The sequence below is a fragment of the Amycolatopsis albispora genome, assembly GCF_003312875.1.
Lineage (GTDB): Bacteria > Actinomycetota > Actinomycetes > Mycobacteriales > Pseudonocardiaceae > Amycolatopsis > Amycolatopsis albispora.
In genome coordinates this window covers 762,894-781,880 of record NZ_CP015163.1, presented here as the reverse complement: position 1 = coordinate 781,880, position 18,987 = coordinate 762,894, and the positions used below count along the sequence as shown (strand labels likewise).

Annotated in this window: 18 protein-coding genes; 5 read left to right on the top strand and 13 right to left on the bottom strand. The window is 70.6% G+C overall.

The features are described 5' to 3' along the window. Nucleotide 1: 1 nt before the first annotated feature. Together A4R43_RS03875 and A4R43_RS03870 are read right to left on the bottom strand one after the other, a co-directional pair. Nucleotides 2-1,081: a C45 family autoproteolytic acyltransferase/hydolase gene (locus tag A4R43_RS03875; protein WP_113691023.1), complete on the bottom strand. Its 1,080-nt coding sequence runs from the start codon at nucleotides 1,079-1,081 to the stop codon at nucleotides 2-4. Nucleotides 1,082-1,279: 198 nt separating this feature from the next. Then, entirely contained in the window at nucleotides 1,280-1,867 is a 588-nt protein-coding gene (locus tag A4R43_RS03870) for a TetR/AcrR family transcriptional regulator (protein WP_113691022.1), read from the bottom strand. A 186-nt stretch (nucleotides 1,868-2,053) separates the two neighbouring features. Here A4R43_RS03870 and A4R43_RS03865 point away from each other — a divergent pair, with 186 nt between their 5' ends. Genes A4R43_RS03865 through A4R43_RS03855 form a run of 3 tightly spaced genes read left to right on the top strand, consistent with a single transcriptional unit; the run spans nucleotide 2,054 to nucleotide 5,635 of the window. Continuing rightward, the gene (locus tag A4R43_RS03865) at nucleotides 2,054-2,515 is read left to right on the top strand and encodes a (2Fe-2S)-binding protein (RefSeq protein ID WP_113691021.1); all 462 of its coding nucleotides are present in this window, start codon (nucleotides 2,054-2,056) and stop codon (nucleotides 2,513-2,515) included. Then, nucleotides 2,502-3,467, top strand: coding sequence for an FAD binding domain-containing protein (locus A4R43_RS03860; RefSeq protein ID WP_113691020.1), 966 nt, complete (start codon nucleotides 2,502-2,504; stop codon nucleotides 3,465-3,467). Before A4R43_RS03865 ends, A4R43_RS03860 begins: the two co-directional genes overlap by 14 nt. Then, nucleotides 3,467-5,635: a xanthine dehydrogenase family protein molybdopterin-binding subunit gene (locus A4R43_RS03855; protein ID WP_113691019.1), complete on the top strand. Its 2,169-nt coding sequence runs from the start codon at nucleotides 3,467-3,469 to the stop codon at nucleotides 5,633-5,635. Before A4R43_RS03860 ends, A4R43_RS03855 begins: the two co-directional genes overlap by 1 nt. Here the strand turns inward: A4R43_RS03855 and A4R43_RS03850 are convergent. Genes A4R43_RS03850 through A4R43_RS03835 form a run of 4 tightly spaced genes read right to left on the bottom strand, consistent with a single transcriptional unit; the run spans nucleotide 5,618 to nucleotide 8,707 of the window. Beyond that, nucleotides 5,618-6,274, bottom strand: coding sequence for a phosphonatase-like hydrolase (locus A4R43_RS03850; RefSeq protein WP_113691018.1), 657 nt, complete (start codon nucleotides 6,272-6,274; stop codon nucleotides 5,618-5,620). The two genes, A4R43_RS03855 and A4R43_RS03850, sit on opposite strands and share 18 nt — an antisense overlap. Continuing rightward, nucleotides 6,271-7,098, bottom strand: a complete 828-nt coding sequence (phnE, locus tag A4R43_RS03845) for a phosphonate ABC transporter, permease protein PhnE (RefSeq protein WP_113691017.1) — start codon at nucleotides 7,096-7,098, stop codon at nucleotides 6,271-6,273. Before phnE ends, A4R43_RS03850 begins: the two co-directional genes overlap by 4 nt. Then, complete coding sequence (locus tag A4R43_RS03840; protein ID WP_113691016.1) at nucleotides 7,095-7,805, bottom strand: phosphonate ABC transporter ATP-binding protein; 711 nt, start codon at nucleotides 7,803-7,805, stop codon at nucleotides 7,095-7,097. The genes phnE and A4R43_RS03840 overlap by 4 nt, the downstream gene beginning before the upstream one ends. Then, a complete protein-coding gene (locus A4R43_RS03835; RefSeq protein WP_236808755.1) occupies nucleotides 7,805-8,707 on the bottom strand; it encodes a phosphate/phosphite/phosphonate ABC transporter substrate-binding protein in 903 nt (300 codons plus the stop codon). Before A4R43_RS03835 ends, A4R43_RS03840 begins: the two co-directional genes overlap by 1 nt. Before the next feature lie 172 nt (nucleotides 8,708-8,879). Between A4R43_RS03835 and A4R43_RS03830 the strand changes: the two genes are divergently transcribed. Further along, complete coding sequence (locus tag A4R43_RS03830) at nucleotides 8,880-9,611, top strand: GntR family transcriptional regulator (RefSeq protein ID WP_205215236.1); 732 nt, start codon at nucleotides 8,880-8,882, stop codon at nucleotides 9,609-9,611. Here A4R43_RS03830 and A4R43_RS03825 read toward each other — a convergent pair. The 7 genes from A4R43_RS03825 to A4R43_RS03795 all read right to left on the bottom strand — a co-directional run bounded on the left by A4R43_RS03825 (nucleotide 9,585) and on the right by A4R43_RS03795 (nucleotide 17,901). Beyond that, nucleotides 9,585-10,685, bottom strand: a complete 1,101-nt coding sequence (locus A4R43_RS03825; RefSeq protein ID WP_113691015.1) for an alcohol dehydrogenase catalytic domain-containing protein — start codon at nucleotides 10,683-10,685, stop codon at nucleotides 9,585-9,587. The two genes, A4R43_RS03830 and A4R43_RS03825, sit on opposite strands and share 27 nt — an antisense overlap. Before the next feature lie 257 nt (nucleotides 10,686-10,942). Further along, nucleotides 10,943-11,992, bottom strand: coding sequence for an LLM class flavin-dependent oxidoreductase (locus A4R43_RS03820; protein ID WP_113691014.1), 1,050 nt, complete (start codon nucleotides 11,990-11,992; stop codon nucleotides 10,943-10,945). 15 nt (nucleotides 11,993-12,007) lie between these two features. After that, nucleotides 12,008-13,432, bottom strand: coding sequence for a gamma-aminobutyraldehyde dehydrogenase (locus A4R43_RS03815; RefSeq protein ID WP_113691013.1), 1,425 nt, complete (start codon nucleotides 13,430-13,432; stop codon nucleotides 12,008-12,010). Further along, the gene (locus A4R43_RS03810) at nucleotides 13,429-14,898 is read right to left on the bottom strand and encodes an APC family permease (protein WP_113691012.1); all 1,470 of its coding nucleotides are present in this window, start codon (nucleotides 14,896-14,898) and stop codon (nucleotides 13,429-13,431) included. Before A4R43_RS03810 ends, A4R43_RS03815 begins: the two co-directional genes overlap by 4 nt. Further along, entirely contained in the window at nucleotides 14,895-15,158 is a 264-nt protein-coding gene (locus tag A4R43_RS03805; protein ID WP_113691011.1) for a hypothetical protein, read from the bottom strand. The genes A4R43_RS03810 and A4R43_RS03805 overlap by 4 nt, the downstream gene beginning before the upstream one ends. Next, on the bottom strand, nucleotides 15,155-16,672 hold the full coding sequence (locus A4R43_RS03800; RefSeq protein WP_113691010.1) for an FAD-binding oxidoreductase: 1,518 nt from the start codon (nucleotides 16,670-16,672) through the stop codon (nucleotides 15,155-15,157). Before A4R43_RS03800 ends, A4R43_RS03805 begins: the two co-directional genes overlap by 4 nt. Next, a complete protein-coding gene (locus A4R43_RS03795; protein WP_113691009.1) occupies nucleotides 16,669-17,901 on the bottom strand; it encodes a (Fe-S)-binding protein in 1,233 nt (410 codons plus the stop codon). The genes A4R43_RS03800 and A4R43_RS03795 overlap by 4 nt, the downstream gene beginning before the upstream one ends. A gap of 319 nt (nucleotides 17,902-18,220) precedes the next feature. On the opposite strand from A4R43_RS03795, the gene A4R43_RS03790 reads away from it, so the two are divergent. Then, complete coding sequence (locus A4R43_RS03790; RefSeq protein WP_113691008.1) at nucleotides 18,221-18,970, top strand: FadR/GntR family transcriptional regulator; 750 nt, start codon at nucleotides 18,221-18,223, stop codon at nucleotides 18,968-18,970. The last annotated feature ends 17 nt before the right edge of the window (nucleotides 18,971-18,987 follow it).

Below are 18,987 nucleotides of genomic sequence, written 5' to 3'. Positions count from 1 at the left end.
CCTACTCGTCGGACTCGAAAGGTGCGCTCTGCCAGCCGTCCGGTTCGATCCGGCACGGCCCGCCTTCGTGGGCGTACAGCCGCCCGGCGGCCACGTCGAGGCTGAGCGTGGCCAGGCTTTCCCAGCGCAGGTGGGCGGGCAGTGTGTGATCGGCGTGCGCGCAGATACCGGGCCCGGTCTCACGATGCGAGTGCAGGGCCCGCGCGCGCTCGGTGCGGTCGGCGGTGTCCAGCGCGGAAACCCGGTCACGCAAACCCGGAAGCCGGTCGAACGTACTGGACACCTCGTTGGTGGTCTGCTCCCCCGCCGCCAGCTTCTCATCGAGGAAGTGGTTGGTGTGCAAGAGAACCCCGTCCTCGCCGACGGGCAGTTCACCGACCCGCTCCGGCGAAAGCTCGAGGCAGACGGCGTCCCCGCGCTCACCGTCGTAGGTCACCACGGTGAGCACCGACGACGCCGAAAGCCGCGCCGACCGCGCCAGCTCGACCGCTTCGGTGACGGTCGACGCCTCGTCCAGGATCCGGCGCGCGACCACGTGCACCGGCACGCCGATGTCGCTGTGGTCCGAGGCGTGGCGCAACACGTTGAAGTGCAGCCCGAGCCCGTCGCCGTTGACGCCGATCTTGCCCACCACACCGAATTCGGTGAACGTCTGCACGCGGTCCATCGACCAGAGCAGCATGCCCTCGCGGAAGGTGTCGTGCCAGTCCCAGGTCTGCACGGTCCGCGGCGCACCCGACGGCGGCAGCACGACCGCCGCCGAGCACTCGCCTTCCCCGGTGACCGCCAGCGCGGCGAGGATCTCGGTGCGCCCGTTGAGCGCCCCGAGCTGCCACGGTTCGAGACCGGCACCTTCGGCCATGCCGGTCATCTCATCGGCCAGCGCCGGTGCCCACGCCCTCGTCTCGGCCAGCGCCCGCGCGCCCCAGCCGGCCACCTGGCCCGGTCTCGCGCCCTCCGCCCGGAACAGCTCGTCGTACCGGCCGAACGCGGCGTGCAGCTCGGCCCGCCGGGCCCGGCCCAGCTCGCGGCCGCGGGCGGCCGGTTCGGTCTCCGTGGAGACGTGCGTGGCGATCGGCATGCTCGGTCTCCTCACTCGACACTGCTCAGCACCGCGTCCCAGGCCACCTCGGAGGCGATGGCGCCCAGCCCGGTCGCGGCGGTCCCGGTCAGCTCGACCTCGTCGGTGGTGACGGTGAACAGGATGTCACCGTCGATCTCGGTGCGGAACGGCGAGCGTGCCCACCGGCTGCCCGCACTCGGGTGGCCGGGCGCCGGGTCAGTGGGGGTGGCCGCAGGTGTGTACGCACATGCCGCGCCAAAGCAGGTCGGCCAGTGCCGCCGCTTGTTCGCGCCAGTCGCTCGCCGGGTCCAGGAAGAGCAGGCCGCCGAGGCCGCGCAGCACGAGTTCCGGCTCCAGCCCGGGGCGCACCGTCCCGGCGGCCACGTTCGCTTCCAGCAGCGTGGCCACCGCACCGACCATCGCCTCGTAGGCGTTCGCGGGCAGTTCGCCGCGCGAAGGCGACGCCAGCCGCAGCGCGTTCGCCAGCCCGCGCTTGGTCATCATGTAGTGCGCCAGGTGGTCGGTGGTCCACACCCGGAACGCCTGCTCCGGCGCGTGCTCCGCGAGCAGGCTCGGCACCACGTCCACCAGGTGGCGCACCTCGCGCTGGTAGACCGCCAGGATCAGCGACTCCGGCGTCGGGAAGTGCCGGTACACCGTGCCGACGCCGACCTCCGCCCGCTTCGCGATGGCGTTGAACGAGACCTCACCCGAGGCGGCGAGCGACTCCGCCGCCGCGATGAGGATGCGCTCGTGGTTGCGCCGGGTGTCCGCACGGCGCGGGTTGACCGATCCCGTCGTCATCCGCCCCTCCCGCTCGTGGTGTCCCGGCACGCTGAATCTAACGCACGACCCGCGCGGGCTGGAGCAACTCAAGGTGAGCGGTTCGTTGCGAAGCGGATTTTGTTCCGATAGCCTCGGACGTGAACCGGATGACTATCCGCTTCCCTCCCGCTCTCCCACCACGGACGATCTGCGGAAAGAGATTCAGTGGACCTCTCCCTCGAAGTCAACGGCACCACCGAACGACTGAGCGTCGAGCCGGGGGTGACCCTGCTCGACGCACTGCGTGAACGCCTCGGCATCACCGGGCCCAAGAAGGGCTGCGACCGCGGGCAGTGCGGCGCCTGCACCGTGCACGTCGGCGGCCGTCCCGTGCTTTCCTGTCTCACCCTGGCCGCCACCGTGAAGCAGCCGGTGACCACGGTCGAAGCACTGGGCACAGAGGATCAGCTCCACCCCGTGCAGCAGGCCTTCGTCGAGCAGGACGCGCTGCAGTGCGGGTTCTGCACGTCCGGCCAGATCATGTCCGCGGTGGCCGCGGTCGAGCAGCAGGTCGAGGACGTGCGCGAGTTCATGTCCGGCAACCTGTGCCGCTGCTCGGCCTACCCGAACATCGTCGCCGCCGTCGAGGCGGTCCAGGAGACGAGGCGGGCCGATGCGACCGTTTGAGCTGACCGCGCCCACCACCATCGAAGACGCCGTCGCCGCCGGCGAGGGCACCTTCCTCGCCGGCGGCACCACCCTGGTCGACCTGATGAAGCTCGAAGTGCTGACGCCGCGGCACGTGCAAGACATCAACGAAATCCCGTTGCACGACATCGACAACGGCCCCGACGGCCTCCGGATCGGCGCCCTGGAGCGGATGAGCGACATCGCCGCGCACCCCGGCGTGTACCCGATGATCTCGCGGGCGCTGCTGCTGAGCGCGTCCCAGCAGATCCGGAACATGGCCAGCATCGGTGGCAACCTGATGCAGCGCACCCGGTGCTCGTACTTCCGTGACGTCGCGATGCCGTGCAACAAAAGGAATCCCGGCAGCGGCTGCCCGGCGATCACCGGCGCCAACCGGATGCACGCCGTGCTCGGCACCAGCGACTCCTGCGTGGCGACGCACGCCAGTGACGTGGCGGTCGCCCTGGTCGCGCTCGACGCCGAACTCCGGCTGGTCAGCGCCGAGGGCACCCGGACCGTCGCACTGGCCGACTTCTACCAGCTACCGGGTGACAGCCCGGAAACCGAGCACGACCTGCGGCCGGGCGAGCTGATCACCGAGGTGGTCGTGCCGCGGCTGGACTGGGCGGAGAACTCCACCTACGTCAAGATCCGCGACCGGCAGTCGTACGAATTCGCGTTGTGCTCGGCCGCGGTCGCACTGGACATCCGCGACGGCCGCATCAACGACGCCCGGGTGGCGGCGGGCGGCGTGGGCACGGTGCCCTGGCGGCTGCCCGCCGTCGAGGAGGCGCTGCGTGGCGCACCCGTGACCACCGAAGCCTTCGAGGCGGCCGCGTCCGTGGCCGCCGACGGTGCCCGGCCGTTGTCCGGCAACGCGTTCAAACCGGCCCTGCTGCGGCGGACCATCGTCCGCGCGCTGCGTGAGCTGACCGAGGGGAGCCGCTGATGACCAGCAGGCTGGACGGACCGCTGAAGGTCACCGGACGGGCCAAGTACGGGCTGGACCACAACCTGCCCGGCATGACCTACGGCTATCTCGTGCTCAGCACCATCGCGCACGGTGAGATCGAGGCCATGGACGTCACCGCGGCGAGGAACGCGCCGGGCGTGCTCGCGGTGTACTCGCCGTTCGACCCGCTGCCGCTGAAAACCGCCTCCAGCCCGCTCTTCGGCGAGACCGCGGTTCCGTTGCAGGACACCGAAATCGCCTACTACGGGCAGGCGATCGGCTTTGTCGTGGCGGAAACCTTCGAGCAGGCGCGGGACGCGGCGATGCTCGTCGAGGTCACCTACCGCGAACGGCACGCGCTGACCTCACTGGAAGAAGGCTTGGCCGCCGCGGAGGACGCGCCTCCGGCCAGGGACGGCGCGCCGCCCACGCTGGACATCCTGGCTCCCGGCGTCGAGTCCATTGAGGACGCTCTGGCGGCGAGCCCGGTGGTGGTCGAGGCGACCTACCACACCGCTACCCAGAACCACGCCGCGATGGAGCCGCATTCCGCGGTCGCGGTGTGGGAATCGGGCGAGCTGACCATCTACAGTGGAAACCAGGCCAGCGACCTCCAGGCGGTGGAACTGGCCAGCGCGCTGGGTCTCGAGGTCTCGTCAGTGCACGCGGTGAACCCGTTCGTCGGCGGGGCGTTCGGTGGCAAGGGGCGCACCTCCGCGCCCGCTTTCCTGGCCGCGGCGGCGGCCAGGGCGCTCGACCGGCCGGTCAAGGCGGCGCTGACCAGGGAGCAGGTGTTCACCGCGACGGCGGGCCGGGCCGCCACCGTGCAGAAGATCACGCTCGGCGCGGACACCGGCGGCACGCTGATCGCGCTGCGCCACGACTCGTGGTGCACCACCGGGATGGATCGGTCCTTTGTGGAACCGACCTCGCACGGCACCTCGCGCGAGTACTACGCCACCCAGAACCTGGCCATCAGCCAGAAGATCGTGCCGCTGAACGTGCCGCCGACCACCTTCATGCGCGCACCCGGTGAGGCGCCGGGGTCCTTCGCCCTGGAGAGCGCGATCGACGAACTGGCGATCGCCCTGCGGATGGACCCGATCGAGCTGCGCCTGCGGAACAACTCCACCGGCCCGGCGGGCAAGGACCTGGAGTGGTCCAGCAAGCACCTCGACGAGTGCTTCCGGATCGGCGCGGAACGCTTCGGCTGGGCGGACCGCTCACCGGACGGCCGCCGTGACGGCGACTGGCTGGTCGGCGTCGGCGTGGCCTCCGCGTTGTTCCCCGCGCTGCGCTTCCCCGCGACGGTGGGGATCACGCTGCGCGCGGACGACACGGCCGTGGTCGGCACCAGTGGCGCGGACCCCGGCACCGGTCTGCTGACCGTGCTTTCCCTGGTGGGCGGGGAATCCCTGGACATCCCGCCGGAGCGGATCGAACCGCGGCTCGGTGATTCGTCGCTGCCCTCGGGCGGGCTTTCGGGTGGTTCGACCGCAACGGCGAGCGCGGGCACGGCGATCATGGCCGCCACCACCAACGCGATCGACGAACTGCTCGCGCTGGCCGCCGGGCCGTTCGACGGCGCGGAGGTCGCTTACGCCGACGGCCGCGTGCACGGCGGTGGCCGCAGCATGACCTTCGGTGAGGTGCTGCGGGCCACCGGCCGCACCGAGCTGTCGGTGACCGGCTCGTCGGCACCGGGCGAGGAGCTGACCAAGCACGCGTTCAGCTCGTTCGGCGCGCAGTTCTGCGAGGTCCGCGTGCACCAGTGGACGCGGGAAGTCCGCGTTTCCCGCATGCTCGGTGTGTTCGACGCGGGCCGGATCATCAACGAGAAGGCCGCGCGCAGCCAGATCACCGGCGGCATGATCTGGGGCGTTTCGGCGGCCCTGCACGAAGGCCTGGACATCGAGGCCAGCGGGCGGCTGGCCAACGCCGACTTCGCCAGCTACCTGCTGCCGGTGAACGCCGACATCCCCGAGATCGACGTGCACTTCGTCGAATACCCGGACACGCTGCACAACGCGGTGGGTGCCCGTGGGCTCGGGGAAATCGGCATCGTCGGCATGGCGGCGGCGGTGGCCAACGCCATTCACAACGCCACCGGCATCCGGGCGCGCCGCCTGCCGATCACCATCGAGGACCTACTCGACGAGCGGTAGGACCGGCAACCGCGTCACGTCGGCCACGATGTGGGTAGGGTGCTCGGCAGCCAGTTCCGTCCTGGTCTGCGCGCCGCTGAGCACCCCCACCACCATCGCGGCGCCGGCGGCCCGGCCCGCCTGGATGTCCAGCGCGGTGTCCCCGGCGGTGAGCACCTCACCGGGATCGGTGACGCCGGTCAGCTCCATCGCGCGGTGGATCATCAGCGGCAGCGGGCGCCCACCACCGGCTTCCACCGCGCACACCACGGCGTCCACGTGCTCCCCGGCCCGCCAGCCGACCGCGGCCAGCAGCGGATCGGTGATCTGCCGGTCGAACCCGGTGGTCAGCACCACCCGGACACCCGCCTCGCGCATGGCCTGAAGTGCTTGCGGCACACCGGGAATCGGCTTCGGCGGCTGGGCTTCGTAGGCGGCGCGGAGGCTGGTCACGAACCGGTCGTGCAACCGCTCCACCGAAGCCTTGTCGCCGGTCAGCGCGGCGAGCGCCTCCCGTTTGTCCGCGCCCATCCACCGGCGGATCTCGGCTTCCGGTGCGGGAGCGCCGTGCTCGGCGACCACGTCGGCGAGCACGCGGTAGACCTGGTTGTCCTCGGCGACGGTGGTCCCGGCGATGTCGAGGGCGGCGAGCTTGATCACGAGCCGCTCCCCAGGCGCCGCCGCACGAGCGCGGACAGCTGGTCGACCAGCACGATCAGCACCAGCACCACCAGGATGTGGGTGAGCATCTGGTCGAACCGGAACAGCTTGATCGACTGGTTGATCAGGAACCCGATGCCACCGGCACCGACCAGGCCCAGCACCAGTGACGACCGCACGTTCACGTCGAACCGGTAGAGCAGCAGGCCGAACAACTGCGGCGTGACCAGCGGCAGCAGCGCGTGCGTGGCCACCTGCGTGCGGCTCGCGCCGGTCGAGCGGACCGCCAGCGCGGGTCCCGGATCGGCGTCCTCGATCGCCTCGGCCCACAGCTTGCCCATCACGCCGACGTTGTGGAACACCAGCGCCAGTACCCCGGGGAACGGCCCGAGCCCGACGGCGGTGACGAAGATCAGCGCGAAAACCACCTCCGGCACCGCGCGCAGGAACGACAGCAGCGAGCGCGCGGCCTGGTAGATCCAGCCGGACGGGGTGGTGCCGCGGGCCGCGAGCAGCGCCAGCACCAGCGCGAACGGCACGGACAGCGTGGTGCCGAGCAGGCCGATCCACAGGGTGACCAGCGCGCCTTCGAGCGACGGCCCGAGCACGTCCCAGCTCAGGTCCGGCGGGATCGCCTCACTGAGGAATCCGGCCATGCCGGTCCAGCCGTCGGCGAGCGCGCCGGGCGAGAATTCCGTGGCGTCCCAAGCGATCACGTGCACCACAACCAGCGCGGCGATGAGCACGCCGGCGCCGAGCAGCACACGCGGGCGCCGGGGTTTGGGCGGCACCGGCAGCCGCCGCACCGCTTCCTGAGTGGTCATGAGGTGGTCTCCAGCACCGGGTACGAGTAGAGGGAGCCGACCGGTTGGCCGGGGTCGCCGTCGAGCACCACGTGCCCGTCGCGCAGCCCGACGATCCGGTCCGCGTGCCGGGCGGCCAGTTCCGGCTGGTGCAGCACGGCCAGCACGGCGAGGCGTTCGGCGTGCGCGAGTTCCGCGAGCAGCGCCAGCACCTGCTCGGCGGCGGCCGGGTCCAAAGCGGACACCGGCTCGTCGGCGAGCAGCACCCGGGACCGCTGGCACAGCGCCCGCGCGACGGCGACCCGCTGCTGCTGGCCGCCGGACAGGCTGCCCGCCCGGTCGTGCGCGCGATCGGCGAGGCCGACGCGGTCGAGGCAGGCCATCGCCTCCTCCCGCACCGCACGCGGGAACAACGCGGGCACCAGCGATTCACGCAGCGGCAGGCGGCCGAGCGCGCCGGCGCACACGTTGTCGAGCACGCTGCGCCGCCGCACCAGGTGGATCTGCTGGAAGATCAGCGCGACGTCGAGTCGGCCGCGTTCGCGACCGGACACGGTGACCGCGCCGGTGTGCGGCACCAGCCCGGCGGCCGCCCGGAGCAGGGTCGACTTGCCGGAACCGTTGGCCCCCAGCACGGCCAGCAGCTCGCCCTCGGCGACGGTGACGTCGGCTTCGTGCAGCACCTGGCGGTCGCCGAAGTGCACGGAAATGCCGGACAGCGCGAGCATCAGGCGTCCGCCTCGGTCAGGCCCAGCTTGTCGGCCAGCTCGAACAGCGGCTGGTAGGTGGTCTGGTCCACCGGGACCAGCGGGCCCGGCGGGGAGACGTCGAGCAGCGCGCCGATCTCGCCGATCGCGGCGGGCGGCAGGCCGAGCAGGGCGTCGCGGATGGCGGTCTTGGTGGCCGGGTCCAGATCACCGCGCACGGTGACCGGGTCGTTCGGGATCGGCGCCGACTGCCAGATCTTGCGGAAGCCCGCCGGGTTGAAGGTGCCCGCGGTGGTCGCGCTGTTCTCCTGCTGGGAGTTGATCTCCGCCGCGTCCACCTTGCCGTTGGCCAGCGCCAGCAGCGCTTCGGGATGGCCGCCCGCGTAGTCGATCCGGACGTCGGATTCGGCGAGGCCCGCGTCGCGCAGCGCCTGCCGCGGCAGCGCGTCACCGGAGGTGGATCCGACCGAACCCAGCGCGAGCGACTTGCCGCGCAACTCCGCGACGGTGGTCACCGGCGAGTTCGCGGGCACCCAGATCGCGGCGGTGTAGCTGGACAGCTTCCCGGTCGCGTCACCGAACGACGCGACCGCCTCGGCCTTGGCGCGGCGGTGGGCGAAGACGTAACCGAGCGGGCCGAAGATGCCCACGTCGAGCTTGCCGTTCTCCATCGCGAGCACCTCGGCCGAGTAGTCCTCGGTGACGGTCAGCTCGACCGGGCAGGACAGCGCGGTGGACAACGAGTTGGCGAGCACCTGGGCGGCCGGGGTGAGCCGGGCGGGGTCTTCGAACGGCTCGACGCCGAACCGGATGCGGCCGTCCGGGCAGGACGGCGAGGCGGACGAGTCTTCCGGTGCGCCACACGCGGTGGCCACGAGGGTGAGGCTGACGAGCGCGGCGAGCGCTCCGCGACGGATGAACACAGCGGGCTCCTGGGGGGGGTTCTGCTCGGGGGTGTGCCCAGACCGTCGCAGGCCACCGCCCGGGGGTCAACGACCTGTATTGACAAGTCATTCAGTGTTCATCTGCGGATTTCCCCGTGTATGTGGAGTTGCTGGGTGCACTTGTCCAGTCATGCTGGGTAAGGTGGCCGGCATGGCTCCCCTGCACCGGTCCCTCGCCGCCGAACTCCGCCGCCGCATCCGCGAGGGTGAGCTGGCGGTCGGTGATTCGCTGCCGTCGGAAGCGCAGCTGTGCCAGGAGTTCGGCGCGTCCCGCGGCCCGGTCCGCCAGGCGCTCTCGGCGTTGCGCGACGAGGGCCTGATCGGCGGCGGGCAGGGCAAGCGCGCGGTCGTGCTGGACGCCGTGCCCGCGCAGCCGTTCGAGACCTTCCTGTCGTTCACCCGCCGGGCCGAGCTGACCGGGCACGTGCCGGGGCAGCGGCTGCACGAGATCGCCCTGCGGCACCCGGAGGCGACCGTCGCCGCGGCGCTCGGGGTCGAGCCGGAAAGCCTGGTGGTGCAACTGGTCCGGCTGCGGTTGCTGGACGGCCGGCCGGCGATGCTGGAGCGGATGAACTACACCGAGTCCGTCGGCCGCCCGCTGCTGGAGGCCGATCTGAACGCGGGCTCGATCTACGCCCTGCTGACCGCGCGCGGGGTCGACCTGCACAGCGCGCGGCACACCTTCGACGCGGTGGCCGCGGACGCGCTGGACGCGAAGCTGCTCGAGGTGCCGGAGGGCACGCCGCTGCTGCGGGAGCGGCGGCGGACGGCGGATTCGGCCGGGACGGCGCTCGAATGGTCGGAAGATCGTTACCGTCCGGACGTGGCGACGGTGACCGTCACCAACACGCGGAGTTCACGCCCCACGGTCAACCGGCTCTGAGGGAAGCACGGCCTGCCGCGGCGCGGTCCCCCCGCGGGCGGCGTCGAAGGCGGCGTCGAGCTGGTCGAGCCCGTACCGGCCCTCGACCAGTTCGGCGAACGGGTGGTCGCGGTGGTGCGCGGCCAGGAAGTCGACGGCGGTCTGGAGGTCGGCGGGGCGGTAGTTGTGCACGCCGGTGATCGTGTGGAGGCCGCGGATCAGGCGTTCGGGCTCCACGGACACGGCGGGGCCGGGGAAGACGGATCCGGCCAGCACGGCGGTGCCGCCGATGGCGAGCGCGTCTAGGCAGGTGGCGACCGCTTGGGGCGCACCGGAAAGCTCCACCGCGAGATCGACTTCACCGGGCTTTTCCGTGCTGTCGCGGGTTTCCGCGGCACCGAACCGCCGGGCGAGTTCACGCTTGGCCGGTCCCGGATCGATGACGGTCACGTGCGCTCCCGCGGACGCGGCCATCGCGACGGCGGTGAGGCCGAGCATGCCCGCGCCGGTGACCAGCACCTTCGCCCCGCGCAACTCCTGCCCGGCCAGCGCCGCGGCGACGGTCGCGGTCGCGCAGGCCGCCGGGGCGGCCACCACGTCGGGCAGGCCGTCGGGCACCTCGACGATCGTGGTGCCGGGAACGAGCAGGCAGTGGGAGGCGAACCCGCCGGTCAGCGGGCGCTGTTCGACGAGTTCCTGGTGGCCGTACTTGGTGAGGCGGCGGCATTTCTGAGTGAGGTCGCGGGCGCAGCGGTCGCATTCGCCGCAGGAGGCGGTGACGGACCAGACCACGCGGGCGCCCGGGCGGACCGGGGTGGCCGGTTCGCCGAAGTAGCGGGGCGCGGGGTCGCCGACCGCGAGCACCGTGCCGACCTGCTCGTGCCCGAGCACGCCGGGCACCGGTGAGGGACGGGCACCGGAGACGGTGTGCACGTCGCTGCCGCACACCGTCGCCAGATCGACGCGGACAAGCGCCTCGCCGGGGCCGGGGATGGCGGGGACCTCGGTGGTGACGACGGAGAACGGGGTGCCTACGCCGTTCCAGCGCGCGTAGCGGGCGGTGGTGGTGGGGACGGGGGTGAGCGAGGTGGTCACCTGGGCACACTCGCACAGGTAGGCGGGGCCGGGCAAGGAGATGTATATACAAGCTCGGTAAGGCTGACATGGGGTTACGGGGATGGGAACGGGACCTGACGGGGAGTTGTAAGGAGAGGCCGGGCGGTGGGCGGTTCCGGAGCGCGGCCTCCGACGCGCACGGCGTGGCCCCCCGGTGGGGGCGCCGTCGATGTCACGAATGTGGCTTTCGAGGCATCAAACGTCTCGAAAGCCACATTCGTGACACCTCACCCCGCTCAGCTGAACTGCGGCATGATCTCGTCGTGCACCAGCCGTAGCTGGTCTCGCATGGACGCGACGCCCGGCATTTCCAAGCCCGAGAACGCCTTCACCAGTGCCGCGTCGGTGATGGCCAGGATCAGGTGGTTCACCCCCGCCGAGGTGATTTCCGACTTGATCTTCTCCACGCATTCCGCCGGCGTGCCCGCCACCGACAACCGGTCGGCCAGCTCCGGCGACGTCAGTTCGTAGGCGCGATCGACCCGCCCCTCCCCCACGGCCGCGATGATCTCCGTCAGCTCCGCCGGGTCGACGTTGTTGCGTTCCAGCTGCTCCACCGGCATCGAAGACGCGTAAAGCCCCACCATCGCCCTGGCCGCGTCCTTCGCCGCCTTCGAATCCGGGCCGGTGGCGAAGACGATCCAGGCGCCGAGGTCGAGCGTGTTCACATCCCGCCCCGCGCGCTCGGCGCCGATGCGCACGTTCTCCACCATGTACTCGTACGCCTTCTTCGTATAGCTCAGCGCGTGGTGCACCCCGTCGGAGATCTCGCCCGCCACCTGGAACGACTTCGGCCCGCGCATGGCGCCCAGCTTCACCGGCACCCGCTCCTGCACCGGCCGCGCGAAGGTGAAAAGCCCGTTGTACGAATAGAACTCGCCGTCGTAGGTGATCGCGCCCTCGTCGAGCAGCGTGCGAACCGCGTGATGGGCTTCCTTCATCCGGGTGAGCGGCTTGGTCTTCACCCAGTTGATGCCGTACTGGGCCAGCAGGCCGAAGTTCCCGGAGCCGAGCACGCATTCCGCGCGCCCGCCGGTCAGTTCGTCCAGGGTGGCGGTCGCCTGCGCGATCAGCGACGGCTCACGCAGCGTCACCGCCGACAGGCTGGGCCCGAACCGGATGTTCTTCGTCTTGTCGGCCGCCGCGGCGAACAGCAGCCACAGGTCCTTGTGCCAGGTCTCGTCCGCCGCGTAACAGGCGTGGAACCCCAGCTCGTCGGCGAGCTTGATCGACTCGATCGTGTCGTCGAGCGGGTAGTCGGGCAACATCACGTAGCTGAACCGCATGATCCTCTCTCCCTATCAGGTGTCCAAATTGGACATGACGTGCTTGACCCTGGTGTAGTCCTCCAGCCCGTACATCGACAGATCCTTGCCGTAGCCCGAATGCTTGAACCCGCCGTGCGGCATCTCGGCCACCAGCGGGATGTGCGTGTTGATCCACACGCAGCCGAAGTCCAGCCCCTTCGACATGCGCAGCGCCCGTCCATGGTCCTTCGTCCACACCGACGACGCCAGCCCGTACTCGACGTCGTTCGCCCAGCGCAGCGCCTCCGCCTCGTCGCCGAACCGCTGCACGGTGATCACCGGACCGAAGATCTCCTGCTGCACCGCCTCGTCGTCCTGGCGCAGCCCGGAAACCACGGTCGGCTGGTAGAAGAACCCGGCGGCACCGGTCCGCGCGCCGCCGTTGTCCACGCGTGCGTGATCCGGCAGGCGGTCGACGAAACCCGACACCCTGGCCAGCTGGTCCGGGTTGTTGAGCGGGCCGTAGGCCGCGTCGTCGCCGGTGCCGGTCACCGTGGCGGCGGCCTGCTCGGCCAGTGCCGCGACGAAGTCGTCGTGCACGCGCGGCCCGGCGAGCACGCGGCTGGCCGCCGTGCAGTCCTGACCGGCGTTGAAGAACCCGGCTTCGGCGATGGCCTGCGCGGCCCCGGCCACGTCGGCGTCGTCGAACACGATCACCGGCGCCTTGCCGCCGAGTTCGAGGTGCACGCGCTTGAGGTCGGCCGCCGCGGCGGAAGCCACCTCACGACCGGCGCGCACGCTGCCGGTGATCGACGCCATCGCCGGAATGCGGTGCGAAACCAGCGCGGCGCCGGTTTCCCGGTCACCGCAGACCACGTTGAACACCCCCGGCGGCAGGAACTCCGCGGCCAGTTCGGCCAGGAACGCCGTGCTCACCGGTGTGGTGTCCGAAGGCTTGAGCACCACGGTGTTGCCCGCCGCGAGCGCGGGCGCGAACTTCCACAGCGCCATCAGCGCCGGGTAGTTCCACGGCGTCACCTGCGCGCAGACCCCGATCGGCTCACGGCGGATCCACGAGGTGTGCCCCGCCAGGTACTCACCCGCCGACTTGCCTTCGAGCACCCGCGCCGCCCCGGCGAAGAACCGGAGCTGGTCGAGCAGCATCGGCAGTTCCTCCGACCGCGTCAGCTCCAGCGGCTTCCCGGTGTTCTCGCATTCCAGCGCCAGCAGTTCGTCCGCGCGGCTCTCGATCGCGTCGGCGAACCGCGACAGCGCCAGCTGCCGCTCCCCCGGTGTGCTCTCGCGCCAGGTGGTGAACGCCTCGGCCGCCACGGTGAGCGCCCGGTCCACGTCCTCCGGCCCGGACACCGGCGCCTCCGCGAACACCTCACCGGTCGCCGGATTCACCAGTTCGGCGGTCCGGCCGCTCAGCGCGCCGGTGTACTCCCCGCCGACGAAGTTGCGCACGGTACGGGTCATGCGTTCTCCCCTCCAATCGCGTCACCGGCGACAGCGCCGGAGTTCCGGTAGGGCCGCAGCAGCACGAGCACCAGCACCCCGGCGCCGACCACCACGACCCCGGACAGCAGGGTCAGGTAGTTGTCGTACCAGGGCGCGTCCGGCGTGCGCGGCCACACCATGTTCACCATCGCCGCCACGCCGTAGACCAGCGCCGCGACGGTCACCGGCAGACCCCAGCGGCCGAGCGTGAACGGCCCGGACGGCCGCCAGCCCTTCAGCCTGGCGCGCAGCGCGGCCAGCACCACCATCTGGAAACCGAGGTAGATGCCGAGCACGGCGAACGAGATGATCTTCGTGGTGGCGTCCTCGGAAATCCCGGAGCCGAGCACCACCAGCGCCGGGACCACCGCGGCCAGCACCAGCGCGGACGGCGGCACGCCGCGAGCACGGGAAAACCGGGCCAGCAAGCGACTTCCGGGCAGCATGCCGTCCCTGGCATAGGAGTAGACCAGCCTGCTCGCCGCCGCCTGCAGGCTCAGCGCGCACGACAGGAACGAGATCAGCACGATGCCGAGCACCACGCGCGAACCCCACTCGCCGAACGCCGTACCGAGCACAGTGGACACCGGATCGGTGTCGGCACCCGAGATGACCGCGCCGAAGTCCGGCACCGACAACACCAGCGCCAGGCAGACGAAGGTGGCCGCCGCGCCACCGACGTAGATGGTCATCCGCATGGCCTTCGGAATGCGCCTGCTGGCGTCCGGCACCTCCTCGGCGACGTCACCGCAGGCCTCGAAACCGTAGTACTGGAAGATGCCGATCAGGCTCGCCGCCAGGAAAGCCGCGAGGTACGAGCCTTCCGAACCGGCGCCGAAGCTGTCGAACAGCACCCCGAGGCCGTGGTGGCGTTCGGTGAGCAACAGCCAGCCGCCGACCGCGAGCGCGCCGATGATCTCCGTGCTGAACCCGATGATCGCGGCCAGCGCGAGCGCCCTGGTGCCGCCGACGTTGATCAGCGTGGCCAGCCCGATCATCACCAGCGCGCAGACGATGGTCGAGCTGGTGGAGGCTTCGAGGCCGAGCAGCGCGGCGAGATAGGGCCCGGCGCCGTAGGTCACGCTCGCGATGGTCACCAGCAACGCGATCGCGTACACCCAGCCGGTCAGCCACGCCCACTTGCGGCCCCACAGCCGCCGCGCCCACGGGTACAGCCCGCCCGCGAGCGGGTACTGCGAAACGATCTCGCCGAACACCAGCGCCACCAGCAGCTGCCCGAGCCCGACCACGAGCAGGCTCCAGATCATCGGCGGCCCGCCGGCGGCCAGCGACACCGCGAACAGCGTGTAGATGCCGACCACCGGCGACAGGTAGGTGAAGCCGAGCGAGAAGTTCGCCCACAGGCTCATGTCCCGCCGGAACTCCGAGGTGTACCCGAGCGCCGCGAGCTGTTCGTCGTCCGATCCCGTGGCGACCCTGGTCATCGTTCGCGGTCCAGTTCGTCGAGCAGTTCCTGCGCCGACAGCGTTTTCTCCGCCCAGTGCCGGTGCATCCACTCGAGGTGGTCGGCGCGCCCGGCGGCGATGCGCAGGGTGTCCCAGTTCGGGAACTTCTGCTGCCGCACGTGGTCCGACATCAGTTTCGGGTCCACTTCGAAGATGTGCTCGAAGCGCTCCACCGCGACGTCGGTGACCTGGCGGGCCGGTGGCGGGGTGTGCTCGGCGTCGTAGCGGTATCCGGTCATGCGCCCGCTCCCCTCTCGGCGGCGTAGGCTCGCTGGAGCCCGTACTTGCCGGGGTTCATGATGTTGTTGGGGTCCACGGCGCGCTTCACGTCGAGCATCACGTCGTAGCCGCCGCCGAGTTCCAGTGGCACCAGGTCGACTTCGCCTTCGCGGCAGGAACCGTGGCAGGCGCTGATCGAACCGCCCGCGCGCAGCGCCACCGCGGCGATCTCGCGCTTGGCGTCCACCCAGGCCGCCCACGCCTCGTCGCCGAGTTCCTGTTCCCAGATCCCGATGTCGATCTCGGTCAGGTAGTCCACGCCGGTGTTCGCGCTGGTGTAGCAGAACATTCCCCAGTCGTCGAACACGTCGAAGCGCGCGCGGAGGCGCTCGACGATGGCGTGCCATTCGAGCCGGACCCCGGGCAGCTCGGTGTAGTTGATCGCCGCGTCCTCGCAGTGCCAGCTCATCGGCGCGACCTGACCGGAGCGCGTGCGGCCGTGCAGCGGGGTCGCGTACCGGTCGTGCCGCGCGGCCCAGTCACCTTGGGAGATCTCGTCACCGAGGTACCGCGCGCCGCAGTCCTTCGCGATGCGCAGCAAGCGTTTGCCCCCGGCGCGGACCTCGTCCTCGTAACCGTAGGCCACCGCGCACACCAGCGCGCGGACGTCCGCCGGCTGCGGGATGTACGCCTCGTCGTCGCGCCGGAGATAGTCCACTTTCCACTCATCAAAAAGGACAGCCCCGGCGAAGGTGGCGATCCCGGCACGCGCGAGCTGGCCGACGCAGCGGTAGGCGCTGTCGTAGTCGGGAAAAGCCCAGAACGGCGAAAGCTCGGCCTCCGGTTTCGGGAACAGCTTCAAGGTCGCTTCGGTGGCGATGCCCAGCGTGCCCTGGTGCCCCATGAACAGGTGCTTGAGCTGGTATCCGCTGGAACTCTTGGAGATCTTGCGGCCACCGCCGTCACCGAGGTGGATCACCTTGCCGGTGGGCAGCACAAACTCGAAGCTGAGCACCAGATCACGCGAATGCCCGTACCGCGAACCGACCAGCGACCAGCCGCTGGTGCCGATCCGGCCGCCGACCAGCGAGCACGGATAGCTGGCCGGGTCGTCCGGATAGATCAGCCCGTGCTCGGCCAGCACCTCGTTGAGCTTGAGCGCGTTGATCCCGGTGCCCACCGTGCAGGTCCGGTTCTCCAGATCGATTTCCTTGATCTGGTTGAGCCGCTTGACATCCACCACGATGCCGCGGTGTTCGGGCACGGCGCCGTCGGTGAGCCCGGTCCCGCCGTCACGCGGCACGATCGGGATCCGGTGCGCGTTGGCGATGCGCACCACCTCGGCCACCTCCTCGGTGGATCCGGGCAGCACCACCAGATCCGGCACGCGTTCCGGCCACCGGTGCACCGGGAACGGCGCGGGCACCCTGGCGCGGTTGTAGCGTGCGGTCTTCGACGTCAGCACGTGCTCGCCGCCGATGGCGTCGGCCAGTTCGGTGAGCACGCGGTCGGAAAGTTCCGGTGCGATGGTCATGCTCCCCGGCTCCCCCCGACCTCGATGCCGAGCGATTCGGCGAGCAGTTCGTGGATGTCGACCACGTCGATGCGGTGCGCCTCGCCCGCGGCGGACAGCGGCCGCTCGGACCACGGGCACGCCGAGACCAGCGTGTCCACCTCCAGTTCGGCCGCCTTCGCCAGCCGGTTCTCGCTGATCTTCGCGGTGAGTTCCGGTTTCTCCACCGGGAGCCCGCCACCGCCGCCGGAGCAGTACGACCACTGCGTCACGCGGTCGACGTCGTTGAAGGTCAGCCCGGGAATGGACCGCAGGATCTGGCGTGGTTCCTGCCAGACGCCCTTGCGCTTGTTGAGGCGGCAGGGGTCGTGGTAGGTGATCGTGCGCTCGATCGGGATCTCGGGGGTCAGCTTGCCTTCGGTGATCAGCTTCGCCAGCAGTTCGACCACGAGCACGACCTCGATCTCGTAGTCCTCGCCGAAGTAGGCCGGGTAGTCCTCGGTGAAGGTGATGTAGTCGTGCGGGTCGAGCACCAGCACCCGCTTCACGCCGGACGCGCGCCAGTCGGCGAGGTTGTGCTCGGCGAACCGCTTCGCCTGGTCGCGGTAGCCCATTTCGGCGGCCGGGCCACCACAGCACCACTGCTCGCGCATCAGCCCGAACTCGACGCCCGCGCGCTGCAGGATCTGCGCCACCGCACGCGGCACCGAGGTGCGGTAGAAGGCGGCTTCGCAGTCGACGAACAGAATGGTCTCGCCGCCGATGGGGATGTCGAGGCCTGCCGACCAGTCGCGCACGTGTTCCTGGCTGACCGGCACCTCGCCGAGCACGGGCTCGTGGGTGCGCTCGTCGGTGAGCTGGTTCCAGCGCTGGTAACCGGGCTGGTGCACGCCGTTGTCCACGGCCAGCGCGCGCATCTGCTTGACCAGGTCCACCGTGCGGGTGCGGAAGCGGTAGAAGTCGCCGGTGAACAAGGTGTTGGGGCAGCGCAGTTCGCAGGCACCGCACTGGGTGCAGTTGACGTAGTCCTCGGCGACGTCCTCGACGGTCAGCTCGCCCTTTTCCATCGCGACGACGTTGGCGTGGAAGGCCGTCGGCGTCCACGACTCGTTGCGGGTCACCTGCATCACGGGGCAGACCTCGCGGCAGAACTTGTGGCCGGAGGAGAAGCAGTTGTAGCTGGCGTTGCGCCAGTCCGACAGGAATTCGACGGTCACCGGCGAGTGGTGGTGGTCCGGGGCTTCGGTCATGGAGCGGCCTCCCGGGTCGGTGTTCGGGATGTGCGGTTTTCGCGGTTTTGCTGTGAGCGCGGTCACGGTAGGCTTCAAAACATATGACTTCATAGTTCAAAGCGCAAGGGTGGCTGTCGGTCACCCTGACTAGGCTGTGTTGTCTGCCGCGCCTCCGGCACGGCGTGCGAGGTCGCTTCGAGCCGGTGTCTCGACGGGCCGGGCGCCGGCCGCGACCGGCCTTTGGCCTGTCCCGCCGAAACACCGGCGCGACCTCGCGGGCGACTAGGCTGCGAGGTTGACGAATTACCAAGAGTCACCGAGATGCGGAGGAGTGCCGGTGAGCGAACGCGGGGAGTCGGGCACTCCGCGGCACGTGATCTTCGCGCCGCTGGCCGACGGCGGCCGGGTGGACGTGGTCGGCAGGCGGATCAGCGAGGCGATCGGCCTCGGCCTGATCACCGACGGCGAGCAGCTGCCGAGCGAGACCGAGCTGGCCGGCGCGCTCAACGTGTCCACGGTGACCCTGCGCGAGGCGCTGTCCTCCTTGCGCCAGCAAGGATTGCTCGAAACCCGGCGCGGCCGCGGCGGCGGCAGCTTCGTCCGCGCGCCCGCCGACGCGTCCACCGCGCGCCTGCGCAAGCTGCTGCGCGAAACCGGCGTGCACGAACTGCGTGAGATCGGCGACCAGCACGTCGCGGTGGCCGGGACGGCGGCCAGGCTCGCCGCCGAGCGGGCCTCCGCCGACCACCTCGGGCGGCTGCGCGACCTGATCGACCAGCTCGCCGAGGCGACCACGGTCGGCGAAAGACGGCGCGCCGACGGCCGGTTCCACATCGAGATCGCGGCCGCGGCCCAGTCGACCCGGCTCACCCGGCAGGAGATCGACCTGCAGGGCGAGATCGGCGAGCTGCTGTGGATCCCGCTCGGCGAGGCCGTGCACCTCGACGAGGCGGTCGAGCAGCACCGCGAGATCCTCGACGCGATCGAGGCGCACGACGGCGAGCGGGCGCGCGCGGCCACCGAAGCGCACATCGAGCACGGCATCGCCAGGCTCATCGAATTCCATCTGCAGCTTGCCCAGCGCTGAGGCCTTACCCTGGGAGC